This window comes from Rheinheimera pacifica (assembly GCF_900108485.1).
Classification (GTDB): Bacteria; Pseudomonadota; Gammaproteobacteria; order Enterobacterales; family Alteromonadaceae; genus Alishewanella; species Alishewanella pacifica.
Genome location: NZ_FNXF01000022.1, coordinates 1 through 12,515, shown reverse-complemented (window position 1 = coordinate 12,515; position 12,515 = coordinate 1). Strand labels below are relative to the sequence as shown.

13 protein-coding genes are annotated in these 12,515 nt (G+C 49.0%); 9 read left to right on the top strand and 4 right to left on the bottom strand.

Annotated elements, in window-relative coordinates; all coding sequences use genetic code 11:
- Positions 1-51 precede the first annotated feature (51 nt).
- The 4 genes from BLW68_RS19145 to BLW68_RS19130 form a co-directional block, all read right to left on the bottom strand.
- On the bottom strand, positions 52-408 hold the full coding sequence (locus BLW68_RS19145; RefSeq protein WP_092796715.1) for an MmcQ/YjbR family DNA-binding protein: 357 nt from the start codon (positions 406-408) through the stop codon (positions 52-54).
- A 139-nt stretch (positions 409-547) separates the two neighbouring features.
- On the bottom strand, positions 548-925 hold the full coding sequence (locus BLW68_RS19140) for an EF-hand domain-containing protein (protein ID WP_092796713.1): 378 nt from the start codon (positions 923-925) through the stop codon (positions 548-550).
- A 232-nt stretch (positions 926-1,157) separates the two neighbouring features.
- Positions 1,158-3,179, bottom strand: coding sequence for a S9 family peptidase (locus BLW68_RS19135; RefSeq protein WP_092796711.1), 2,022 nt, complete (start codon positions 3,177-3,179; stop codon positions 1,158-1,160).
- Between the two features lie 130 nt (positions 3,180-3,309).
- Entirely contained in the window at positions 3,310-4,839 is a 1,530-nt protein-coding gene (locus BLW68_RS19130) for a fumarate hydratase (protein WP_092796709.1), read from the bottom strand.
- A gap of 103 nt (positions 4,840-4,942) precedes the next feature.
- On the opposite strand from BLW68_RS19130, the gene pabB reads away from it, so the two are divergent.
- The 9 genes from pabB to BLW68_RS19085 form a co-directional block, all read left to right on the top strand.
- Positions 4,943-6,322, top strand: coding sequence for an aminodeoxychorismate synthase component I (gene pabB, locus BLW68_RS19125; protein WP_092796707.1), 1,380 nt, complete (start codon positions 4,943-4,945; stop codon positions 6,320-6,322).
- A gap of 2 nt (positions 6,323-6,324) precedes the next feature.
- A complete protein-coding gene (locus tag BLW68_RS19120; protein WP_092796705.1) occupies positions 6,325-6,885 on the top strand; it encodes a CoA pyrophosphatase in 561 nt (186 codons plus the stop codon).
- Positions 6,886-7,005: 120 nt separating this feature from the next.
- Positions 7,006-8,388: an L-serine ammonia-lyase gene (locus BLW68_RS19115; RefSeq protein WP_092796703.1), complete on the top strand. Its 1,383-nt coding sequence runs from the start codon at positions 7,006-7,008 to the stop codon at positions 8,386-8,388.
- A gap of 178 nt (positions 8,389-8,566) precedes the next feature.
- Complete coding sequence (atcJ, locus tag BLW68_RS19110; RefSeq protein ID WP_092796701.1) at positions 8,567-8,851, top strand: cold adaptation protein ActJcold adaptation protein ActJ; 285 nt, start codon at positions 8,567-8,569, stop codon at positions 8,849-8,851.
- Between the two features lie 23 nt (positions 8,852-8,874).
- Positions 8,875-9,456, top strand: coding sequence for a cold adaptation protein AtcA (gene atcA, locus BLW68_RS19105; RefSeq protein ID WP_092796699.1), 582 nt, complete (start codon positions 8,875-8,877; stop codon positions 9,454-9,456).
- Entirely contained in the window at positions 9,456-10,220 is a 765-nt protein-coding gene (gene atcB / locus BLW68_RS19100) for a cold adaptation protein AtcB (protein ID WP_092796697.1), read from the top strand. Before atcA ends, atcB begins: the two co-directional genes overlap by 1 nt.
- An 11-nt stretch (positions 10,221-10,231) precedes the next feature.
- Positions 10,232-11,125 (top strand): cold adaptation protein AtcC, encoded by an 894-nt coding sequence (gene atcC, locus BLW68_RS19095; RefSeq protein ID WP_092796695.1) that lies wholly within the window; start codon positions 10,232-10,234, stop codon positions 11,123-11,125.
- Between the two features lie 211 nt (positions 11,126-11,336).
- Positions 11,337-12,158: an alpha/beta fold hydrolase gene (locus BLW68_RS19090; protein ID WP_092796693.1), complete on the top strand. Its 822-nt coding sequence runs from the start codon at positions 11,337-11,339 to the stop codon at positions 12,156-12,158.
- 103 nt (positions 12,159-12,261) lie between these two features.
- Positions 12,262-12,515 (top strand): transposase (locus BLW68_RS19085; RefSeq protein WP_177172295.1); only part of this gene is annotated, 254 nt, incomplete at its 3' end.

Genomic DNA, 12,515 nt, shown 5'->3' with positions numbered 1-12,515 from the left:
TGCCGTAAGGCTCAGCGCTATAACTAAAGTTCAGGAATTGCCTCACTAAATTCAGGTTGAGCTTAACACCGGCCTTTTGACTTTCGGCAGGCTTTTTACAATCAACTGATATGAGTTTTCAATCTGTCGTTTTATTTCGTTATCCGGCACGCTGCCATCAAGCAACACAGTATTCCAGTGCTGTTTGTTCATATGGTAACCAGGCGTAACGGCAGGAAAAATATCGCGCAACATTAGTGCTTCGGCGGGGTCACATTTTAAATTTACCCGGGCTACACCTTGCTCTTCCCCTAAAATCGCGAAAATTTTACCCGCCACTTTATAAACATAAGTATCGGGGCCAAACGGAAAGTCTTCAATGCTTTGCAGTTGCATCAGGCAATGATCACGGCATTGTTGAAAATTCATAACTGTCCTTGCTATCTGCTGTCAGTAGATTTATTACAGGGGCTTTGTACAACAGCATAATAAGCAAGGCTTAACGTGGAAGGGAAGTAAAATAGCGAAAAACGCCTGAGAAGCAAGCCCTCTCAGGCGTGTTATGATGTTATTTCGCAACGATGCCAGCACTCTGGACTTTTTTCCATTCATCTTTGTCCAGCACCATATCACGGTTAGTATCAAATTTCTCAAACAAACCGTTGTACAACTCGGCCTGAGTTAAGCGGCTGTCGCCATCACGATCAAAATCCGCTAATTTGCCACCAAAACGGGTACCACTGAACTCGCTTTCATCAATCATACCGTCGCTGTTGCGGTCCATCTTACCGAAAAAACGATCACCGATATGCCGTTCAAACTCTGTTTTAGAAATTGAACCATTATTGTCCTGATCAATTTCATTAAACTTGCTGTTGGCAGCCAATGCCGAAGCAGACACCAGTGATAAGGCTAATACCAGTGCAGAATTGATATGTCTTTTCATGTCAAATCTCCTTCAGTTATTAAATAAAACTGTGCTGCAAAAGCGCAGCTGGTATTAACTACGCAACTGTTGTACCAACACATTTTCGCCGTGGTAAATAAGCACTTATATTGCTGATAATAAGCAATATATTACTATGTCTTACCACGGCTAACCTGCTCGACATGACTATACAGCGCGGGTAATATTTGCATACCGCCGGTAAATACTACTGTCACAACAGCTGAATGAATCAGCCTTTTGTATATTTATCCAGCCACTGAAATACTTCGTTATACCAGCGCACACGGTTATCTTTATTTAAGATCCAGTGATTTTCATCCGGAAAGATCACCAACCGGGAATCTATCCCCTTGCGTTGCAAATTAGTAAAGGCGCCCAAGCCCTGAGCATAAGGTACGCGGTAATCTTTTAAGCCGTGAATAACCAGCATGGGCGTTTGCCACTTATCGGCCAGAGCAGCCGGGTTAAATTTCTGATAATCCGACTCAGCCTGCCAAACCGGCCCGCCTAAATCAAACTCCGGGAACCACAACTCTTCAGTGCTGCCGTAAAAGCTTGGCATATCATATAAACCTGCATGGTTTACCAGGCATTTAAAACCGGTTGGCCAGTTGCCGGCAATCCAGTTCATCATATAGCCACCGTAAGATGCGCCAAGTGCACAAGCGCGGTTAGCATCTATCCACGGCTGCGCCTGTACTATATAGTCAAAACCTTTTTTCAGATCTTCCAGCGGCTTACCTCCCCAGTCACGGCTGATTGAGTCGGTAAAAGCCTGGCCATAACCGGTAGAGCCATGAAAATCGACCATTACTACCGCATAGCCTTTGGCTGCATACATTTGCGCGTTCCAGCGCTCGTTAAACATATTGCCAAAACTGCCCTGCGGCCCGCCGTGTACTAAAAACGCCATCGGGTATTTTTTCTTTGCATCAAAATCCCAGGGTTTTACCAGATAGCCGTATACCGTAGCGTCGTTAGCACCTTTAAAGCTAAATTGCTCATAGTCGCCAAATTGTACTGCTTTGCGCCAATTGGCATTGATATCGGTCAGCTGTGTTAAGCTGCCACCATCTGTGCTTAACTGAAATACCTCAGGTGGCATATCCAGTTTGTGGTTAGTAAACACAATTTTGTCACTGGCTACGTTCAATGCTCCGGCAGTACCATCGCCATGCACTTTGCGCACATCACCAAAACTGGTGTTAATAGCATAAATGCTGTACTGGCCTACATCCTGAGTGGTGACATAAATAGTGCGGTTATCCGGACCAAATTTGTAATCACTGATTGAGCGGTCAAACTCCGGCGCCAGTTCGTTGCGCTGCCCTGTTACCATATCCAGCAGTATCAAACTGAATTTATCCGCTTCAGCCTGTGGTTTACTCATGGCTTTGTAGGCCATAAAACGGCCGTCAGCAGAGAACGATGGCTGCGCATCCCAGGCCGGGTTTGCCTCTGTCATATTTTGCTTTTCACCGCCACTTACCGGCACTTTAAAAATGTCGTAATTGGTATGCCAGGCCTGATCTTCAGCCGGGATTTTGGCACTGAATACCAGGCTTTCGTTATCCGGCGTAAAAGCCACTTCGTTAATACCTGCAATATCGGTATTCCACTCACTCATCAGGTTAACAGCATTCTTTACTGTGCCCTTGCCAAGCTCTGCAATATGTAAATGGCTGCGATAAGGTGTTAACCAGCTGTCCCAGTGGCGCACCATTAACTGATCGTACGCCATAGCCGTATCTTTTTTCGCCGCATCAGCCGCTTTAGCATCCAGCGTACATTGCAGGTTCTGGCAACCTGGCTTTACCGACAATGCCAGCGCCAGTTGCTTGTTATTTGCAGAGACTTTAAACCCCTCTACCGGCAGCGGCAAATCGGTAATTTGCAACGCCTCACCACCATATAACGGCAACTGCCATACCTGATTGGTGCCACTGCGGTTGGCAATAAAATAAATACTTTGGCCATCATTGGCCCACTGCAGCTGGCTTTCACGGCCGGCACTCTGGGTTATGCGGGTGACTTTGTTCAGGTTGGATAAATCCATCAGATATAAGTCGCTGGACGTATCTGCCGGGCTAAAACCGCCGTTGGTTTGGCCGTAAACTAAAAAGCGGCCATCGGGCGACAACACCACATCATGCAGCTTATTAAACTGATTTAAATGTTCTACCGTCAGTGGCGCTTTGGCCATCACGGCCCCGCTTAATAATACTGACAGCGCAACTAAAGTTTGTTTCATTATGGGTCCCCTGATTATTTTTGTTATTGCAAATCCAGTTATCGCAAATGTAGTTATCGACAGCCTTGTTATTATCACCATGTTAGCGGCAAAAAAAAGGCCACAGTTATTGCTGCGGCCTTTTATCGGATCAGGCCTTAAGCGCTGTATCCATATTTTCAATATTCACTTTCCAGATGGCCGGGCCTTGCTGATGCACGTTGTTGCCATTGGAGTCTACCGCTACCGTTACCGGCATATCCTGCACATCAAACTCGTAAATGGCTTCCATGCCTAAATCGGCAAAGGCCACCACGCGGGATTTTTTAATCGCTTTAGACACCAGATAAGCCGCGCCGCCTACCGCCATTAAATACACCGCTTTGTGCTGCTTAATGCTGGCCACGGTTTTATCACCGCGCTCTGACTTACCAATCATGCCAAGCAAACCGGTTTGCGACAGCATCATATCGGTAAATTTGTCCATCCGCGTGGCAGTAGTCGGGCCGGCCGGGCCTACTACTTCATCACCCACCGCATCTACCGGGCCAACGTAGTAAATAAAGCGGTTTTTAAAGTCGACGCCATCGGGCAGTGCTTCGCCACGATTTAGCATATCGGCAATGCGTTTATGTGCAGCATCACGGCCGGTCAGCATTTTGCCGCTTAGTAGCACCGTTTCGCCGGCTTTCCACTCTAATACATCTTGCGGCGTTACCGTATCCAGGTTTACCCGGCGCACATTGGCACCCAGCTCCCAGGTGACCTGTGGCCAGTCTTCCAGTTTTGGCGGCTGAATATCAGCAGGGCCTGTGCCATCTAAATGAAAATGCAGATGGCGCGTAGCGGCGCAGTTAGGGATCATCACTACCGGCAAGCTGGCAGCATGGGTTGGCACACTGTTAATTTTCACATCTACTACCGTGGTTAAACCACCAAGGCCCTGAGCACCAATACCCAGTTTGTTTACTTTTTCGTACAGCTCTAAGCGCAGCTTTTCATCGGCGGTTTCTGCACCTTTAGCAATTAAGTCCTGAATATCTACCGGCTCCATTAAGGCTTCTTTGGCCAGTACGGCCGCTTTTTCGGCTGTACCGCCTATACCTATGCCCAGCATGCCAGGCGGACACCAGCCGGCGCCCATTTTCGGCAGCGTTTCCAGCACCCAATCGACAATGGAATCAGACGGGTTTAACATCGCCATCTTGGTTTTATTTTCCGAGCCACCGCCTTTGGCAGCAATCATCACTTCAACATGGTGGCCAGCCACTAAATCGATATGCACTACAGAGGGCGTATTATCTTTGGTATTTTTACGGCCACCGGCAGGATCTGCCACTATGGAAGCGCGCAGCGGATTATCCGGGTTTAAGTAAGCACGGCGGGTACCTTCGTCCACCATCTGCTGCACTGTCATATCGGTTTTATCCCATTTGACATCCATACCAATTTTAACAAAGCAGGTCACAATGCCGGTGTCCTGACAAATTGGCCGGTGGCCTTCTGCCGACATACGGGAGTTAATTAAAATTTGTGCTATGGCATCTTTTGCCGCCTGGTTTTGCTCTTTGTGGTAGGCCACTTCCAGCGCTTTGATAAAATCCAGCGGATGATAATAAGAGATGTACTGCAGCGCATCTTCGATGCTGTCGATAAAGTCTTGCTGGCGAATAACCGTCATGTTGTTTTACCTGTCCTCTGGCGCCTCTGGCAGCGCCATGTTTAACTATTAGTGTCGGTGCTGGTATGATAACGCGCATCAGAAACAGCGGCTAGCCCCATTCATGCAGCAGTACCTTATTCCGCCTCAAATTTACGGTGATACGCCGGACAACTTGCTTAGTTTCTTCTGCCACTTTGCGCAGCAGCCCTGGGCTATGCTGCTAGATTCGGCTGCGCCAGAGCATGTTAACAGCCGGTATGACATTTTAGTGGCAGAGCCGCTTGCGACCTTAGAAGCGCAAAACGGCGCCAGTATTTTAACCGATGAACGCGGCGCACATAGTTATCACGAAGACCCCTTTCTCGTGCTTAACTGCGCACTAAAACGTTATTTCCCACAACCGGTTAACAGCGCCCTGCCCTTTATTGGCGGCGCTCTGGGCTACTTTGGCTACGATTTAGGCCGCTATATTGAAAAGCTGCCCGCAACAGCAGAAGCTGACATCAGCCTGCCGGATATGGCAGTAGGTTTTTATCGCTGGGCACTGGTGCTGGATAAACAACTTCAGCAGTTATGGTATGTCGATTATCAGGGCGACGCGCAAGCGGGCTGGCAAAAATTACACACCAGGCTGCAGCAAAAATCAGCACCGGCAGCGCCCTTTAGTTTAAGCAGTAGCTGGCAAGCTAATATGGATAAAGCCGGTTACGTGGCCCGCTTTAACCAGGTACAGCAATATCTGCTAAGTGGTGATTGTTACCAGATTAATCTGACACAGCGCTTTAGCGCAGGTTATAGCGGCGATGAATGGCAGGCCTATTTACAACTGCGCGATAAAAACGCGGCGCCCTTTTCTGCCTTTATCCGTTTGCCGCAAGGTGCTGTACTGAGTATCTCGCCAGAGCGTTTTTTACAGCTACACAGTAATAAGGTAGAAACCAAACCGATAAAAGGCACCCGGCCGCGTGGTATTTGCCCGCTGACAGACGAAGTAGAAGCCGATAACCTGCGCCATTCTGCCAAAGATCGCGCCGAAAATGTGATGATTGTGGATTTACTGCGTAACGATTTAGGTAAAGTGTGTGTGCCAGGCTCAGTCGCGGTGCCGCAACTGTTTGCTATTGAAAGCTTTCCGGCGGTGCATCATTTAGTCAGCACGGTAACCGGCACTCTGGCGCCAGAATATAGCGCCTGTGATTTACTGCGCGGCGCCTTCCCGGGCGGCTCTATCACCGGTGCACCTAAGGTGCGGGCAATGCAAATTATTGAGCAGCTGGAGCCACAGCGGCGTTCAGTGTACTGCGGCGCCATTGGTTACATTAACAGCAGCGGCGATATGGATACTAATATCGCTATCCGCACGTTAATTTGCAGCGAAGGGCAAATTCACTGCCAGGCCGGTGGCGGCATAGTAGCCGACTCGGAAGTTAACAGCGAATATCAGGAAACCTTAGATAAAGTGAACAAAATCCTGCCGGTGCTGGCCGCTAAGGAGCAATAAAGGTGCTTGCTGCAGAATTTCGCCAGCGTTTTTTACTGCAAACTGCTGCCAAAGCCGGGGCGATACTGCACAGCGATCAGCATCAGGCGGCGGTGCTGATCCCCATTATCGATTACGGTGATAAGCTGCATGTACTCTTTACCCAGCGCGCCTTGCACTTGCGCCATCATCCCGGCCAAATCAGTTTTCCGGGCGGTCGGATTGAAGCCGGTGAAAGCAGTTGCACAGCAGCCCTGCGTGAAGCCCACGAAGAAATCGGTTTAGCCCCAAATGCAGTGGAGCTACTTGGCCGGCTGCCACTGCAAAGCACCAGCACCGGTTTTACCATAGCGCCCTGGATTGGCTTGCTGCAGCCACAGCGTAGCTGGCTATTACAGGCCGATGAAGTGGCCGGCATTTTTGAAGTGCCGTTAACGCATTTTTTGCAGCAGGAGAATCGTCACCAATTCAGCCTAAGGCTACGCGGTAAAGTGCAACAGCTGCATGCCATGCCGTATCAGGATAAATTTATCTGGGGCGCCACTGCGGCAATTTTGCATAGATTGTGTTTACAAATTGCATAAGCAACTCTCATTAGTTTTTCTCATCTGTAATAAGCACCGACCAGTTACCAACCGACTTACAGAATAGCGCGGCTTGGGCTACAATGGTGCAACTTTGATAACGACCAAACAGAATTAATTATGATTATCAGCGCTTTTGATATGTTCAGCATCGGCATAGGCCCGTCCAGCTCGCATACAGTTGGCCCAATGCGGGCAGCGAAGAAATTTACCGACGATTTGACTGACAAAAACCTGCTCGACAGCGTTACCAGCGTAAAAGTAGAGCTTTTTGGCTCACTGGGCCAAACCGGCATTGGCCACGGCACCGGTAAAGCGGTTATTTTAGGCCTGGCCGGCTACCTGCCGGAAACAGTTGACCCGGACGCTGTACCCGGCTTGTTAAAGCAAGTTAACGACGAGCAGCAAATTCGCCTGGCCAAGGTAAAGCCAGTCAGCTTTCCGCGTGAAGGCGCCATAGTGTTTCACCGGCGTAAAACCTTAAAAGAGCACTCCAACGGCATGGAGCTGATTGCTTATGATAAAGATAAGAACATTGTGCTAAGCGATGTGTACTTCTCTATCGGCGGCGGTTTTATAGTGAAAGCCGAAGATTTTGCCAAAGAAAAAGAAGCCGCCAGCCAGTTTGCCACCGATAACCCGCCGCCGTTTCCGTTTGAGTCAGGCGCTGAGCTGCTGGCACTGTGTAAAGAACATGGCCTGTCGATCGCCGGCTTAATGCTGGAGAACGAAAAAGTACTGCGCAGTCCGGCGCAGATCACTGACGAGCTGAACAATATCTGGTTAACCATGCGTGCCTGTATTGAGCGCGGCATTAAAACCGAAGGCATACTGCCTGGCGGGTTAAAAGTAAAACGCCGCGCTCCGGCGCTGTATAAAAAACTGATGGCGGAAAAAAGTAACGATCCGCTGCAGGTGATGGACTGGGTAAACCTGTTTGCGCTGGCGGTAAACGAAGAAAATGCTGCCGGTGGCCGTGTAGTTACCGCCCCCACTAACGGCGCCGCAGGGATTATCCCCGCGGTATTAATGTACTACGACAAATTTATTCAACCGGTTACCCCGGATATCGCCGTGCAATATCTGTTAACCGCGGCTGCTATCGGTATTTTGTATAAGAAAAACGCCTCTATCTCCGGGGCCGAGGTTGGCTGCCAGGGCGAAGTGGGCGTAGCCTGCTCTATGGCGGCTGCCGCACTAACAGAAATTCAGGGCGGCACACCCTCGCATGTCGAAAACGCCGCGGAAATCGGTATGGAACACAACCTGGGACTAACCTGCGATCCGGTTGGCGGTTTGGTACAGGTGCCATGCATAGAGCGCAATGCCATGGGCTCGATTAAAGCTATCAATGCCTCGCGCCTCGCGCTGCGTGGTAGCGGCGATCAGAAAGTCTCGCTGGACAAGGTTATTAAGACCATGTGGGATACCGGTAAAGATATGCAAACCAAATACAAAGAAACCTCTCGCGGTGGTTTGGCCGTCAATATTATTGAGTGTTAAGCCTTTTATGCAGCCAGGCCACAGTAGCCTGGCTGTTCACACAGCTACAAAATCGCCGCGCTGCAGCACTAGGTGAAGCAGCGCTGTTCTGCTATCATTACCGGCTGTTTGTTAACCCGCCTTATCACCGTTAACAGGCAACCTATACTGATACCGCTTTGCTTGTGCAGGAACTCTTATGATTAACCACTTTCGCGTACTTGGCGTAAAAACCAATGCCAGCGATGACGATATTAAAAAAGCCTATAAGCGCTTCGCCAATAAGTATCACCCGGACAAACTGCATGGCCTGACTGACGATGAAAAAGATCAGGCAGCAACACAGTTACAACGGGTAAAGGCCGCTTATGAGGTGTTATCTGATCCAAAACAAAAAGCTGCTTTTATCAAAGATTTTAACAATGTTATTGTTACCGACCCCGCCTCTGCCATGCAGGAGCTGTGGGATCAGTACTATTCATAAAACATCATGGTCGTGAACAGGTTATGGCAAACAAACTGAATATGGCGCGCATTCGCGCCCTGCAAACTGATGCGCTGGAAAATATTGAATCCTATATGGATCCAGACACGCCCAAAGCGCTGGAGCAATTTACCGCCAAGATGAAAGCCATTTTACTGGCTGATCCACAAATGCTCGAATCCGTACCCGAGTATTTGCCAATGGCATTATACGGCCGCGTCAAGTTTCCGCCGGCGGCCAAAACGCAGTGGCAGCAGTGGTTAAATAGCAGTACAGCACCGAGCTGGGACGAGTTTAAAACCTCAGTAGCCTTTAATAACGCCGATGTTGAGCTGGTAAAGGCTATTCGTGCTTACTCTGAAGCGCAGTTAATCGAAGCCTGTGCAGTGTTGTTTTTACTGGAAGGTGGCAAAATTACCGCCAAGCGCCGTAACGGTAGCGAAACCTATAACGAAGACCCCAGCTACGACACTGATGACGATGAAGAGACCGACAGCTACCACAGCGACTACGACAGCGACGATTACGGTAATGATGACGACAGCGACGAAGAAGGTTACGACGATCAGTACGACGACATTCGCTTTAACGGAGAAAAACCTTAATGACGACTAATTTAATTGAGATTGCCGTAGCAGAAATTAAACAGCTGGCCGTAGTAGAGCCCAAACAAGCCAGCAAGAAATTTGAACTGATTGCCAATACTATGAGCGATGATCAGCTGGTAGAAGTGATTGAAAATATAGATATTGTTACGCTTACCCAAATTAACAGCGAGCATGATCTCTCCTTTCCTTCTATTATCTCTGAGCTGATGACGCCCGAGCGTATCCGCGATATCGTCTGCCAGCAGCCGTTGTACTGGGAAGAGAAAATCAAAAATAATGCTGAAGAACTCAAACAGCACACCTTTGATTTTTTAACTTATTTAATCCGCACTCAGGATAACGAAGACAAACAAGCTGCCATTTTAGAATGCATAGCAGAAGACCCTGCCGGGCTGTTTTATTTATCTATTCCGTTTATTGAAATTTACCGCGGCGAACAGATTGCCGATGAAGATTTTTATGCCGACACCCTGCACGAAGAAGAAGAAGATTTAGAAGAAGCCCTCAGCTATACCGAACGGCAAATAAGCGAAGACGCCCACGGCCTGGGCTTTGACGATCCGCGAAGTTTACTGGCCTTGATCCGCCAGTTAGCACCGCAGGTAGAACAAGCGATTAAAGCGTTGATCCGCAACGAAAACTCCGGCTGGGAAGGTATTATCAGTAAATTTGCTACCGAGCTGGTAATGCAGGCAAAAGAGAAAAACCAGGCTACAGACGAATACGCCGAAGTAGACGACATGTTCAGCTTTCTCGACTAAGGAATAACGTCATGCAGTTAATGCTACGCGATGGCAGTTTTGGTCCGTTTTTAACTCAGGTTATTAGCAAAGCACAAGCCGACGACAAGCTCAGCAGTAATGATTTGCAGCAAATTAAAAGCAAAGCCGTGCTGATGAGCTTAAAATTTGCCGATAAATTCTACAATAAATACAAAATGCACCTGCTAGAGCAAGCAGCGCACGACATTATCGGCGTGGTAAGCTTAGGGTTGCAGGAGCTTAGCGACAATGACCCGGAGCGGGCGTTAACTCTGCTGCTGGCGCCGGAGGGCGTGGTAAAGCCGTTTCAAAAAGGCTGGAATATGCTAAGCACCGTCAGCAAAAAAACCGGTAAAAACTCGCTGTACGGCGATGTGGAAGAACAACTGCAGCAAAGCATTGCCACGCCGCCTGACGCTGAAGAATGGAACGGCTGGACACAGTACCAGCAGGCACTGAAAGATCACCGCCGCACTCAGTCAATGCAGTTGCTGCAGCAGCAGTTTTACGCCCGCAGCCACTTTGACGAGTTTGAGCATTTCAGCTTAGAAGAAGTGCTGGCCGAAGTGGTATTTTACCGCGCGCTTACCGGCGGCGATAAAGTACGCCAGGATTTAAAAAAGCGCATCCGTAATATTGAGCTACAACCGCACTGGTTTAACGACACCTTTTTCCAGCTACAAACCGAAGCCACTTTGGCAGAGCTGCCCGCCGCAAATGCCGACGCGATACGAGCTGACTTAGGCCAGCATTTTATTCCGGCACTGCTGCGAACCTTAACATTTGCCAAAGACTATAAAACTATGGCACACACCGATGCCTCGCCGGAAAAACTCGACGCTTTTGAAGGCAAGCAAGGCTTAAGTAACCCACTACTTGGCTGGCCACAGTATTTAGAGCTTTAATGCGACCGCGGCGGCGTGTATTAGTGCATGCCGCCTACATGTCTTAAGCTTAACCTGCGATAAGTTAACCCCCTACTGTCAAAATTTACACTGTTAGCTGTGTGCGCTGGCGCACAGCCAGTAAGCTGCCAACCCGCTACTATGGCGCAGAACACATCGGCTAAATATTGTTGCCGGTGCCACGTTTTTAAGCGCCATAAGGAGCAACGCTATGCACTTTATCAGCAGCAAAGATAACACCAAACTTTATGTCAAAGACTGGGGCGAAGGCCAACCGGTTATATTGATACATGGCTGGCCACTATCTGCCGACTCCTGGGACGAGCAAGCCATGGCAATTGCCGCTGCTGGTTACCGTGCCATTAGCTACGACAGGCGCGGTTTTGGCCGATCGTCACAGCCGTGGAATGGTTATGATTACGACACCTTAAGTGACGATCTGGCCGCTGTTATTGCCTATGCAGATGCCCCAAATGCCATCATTATTGGCTTTTCCATGGGCGGAGGTGAAGTCGCCCGTTATATGTCGCGCCACAACGCTAAATCGGTAGTAAAAGCAGCGCTGATTTCATCTGTGGTGCCGTTTAGGCTGAAAACCGAAGATAACCCCAGCGGCACCGAGCAGGAAGCTTTCGACAAAACTGCCCGCGCGATTAATAAAGACCGCGCGGCATTTTTTACCGACTTCTTTAAAACCTTTTTTGGCGTAGATACACCGGATAATAACGTCAGTGATGAAGTGCTCAGGCATATGGCTGCCGTTGCCATGCAAGGCAGTATCCGGGCAACACTGGAATGCCTGAAGGCATTTTCCAGCACCGACTTTCGCCCGGATTTGGAACATTTCAAAGTACCCACGCTGATTATTCATGGCACGGAGGATAAAACCGTGCCGATTGACGCCTCGGCCAGGCTGGCGGCAGCAGGCATCAGCCAGGCAACCCTTATTGAATACGAGAATGCGCCACACGGTTTATTTGTCACCGACAAAGACAAGCTAACCAAAGATATTCTGGCGTTTATCCGCCAGTAATGTCTAAACAGGCTTAACGCTGCACCTGCAGTTGGTAAATATGGTCAGGTAGTGTTCAAAATTCTGTGTCATTTCATTAAACTAAGCGAAAACGAGATGACACATGACCAACCCAACTTTCGATATACAAGCAGCCATTCAGGCATTACGTGATGGCAAAGGTTTGTCTGGTAAAGACGGTATCTTAACGCCGTTAATTAAACAACTGACCGAAGCAGCGATGCAGGCCGAGTTAGAGCAGCACCTTGAGCAAGATGAAGCCCCTAATCGCAAGAACGGCAGCTCTGCCAAAACCATGAAAAGCACCGCCGGCAGCTTTGAATTGAATACACCACGTGACCGTGCCGGTAGCTTTGA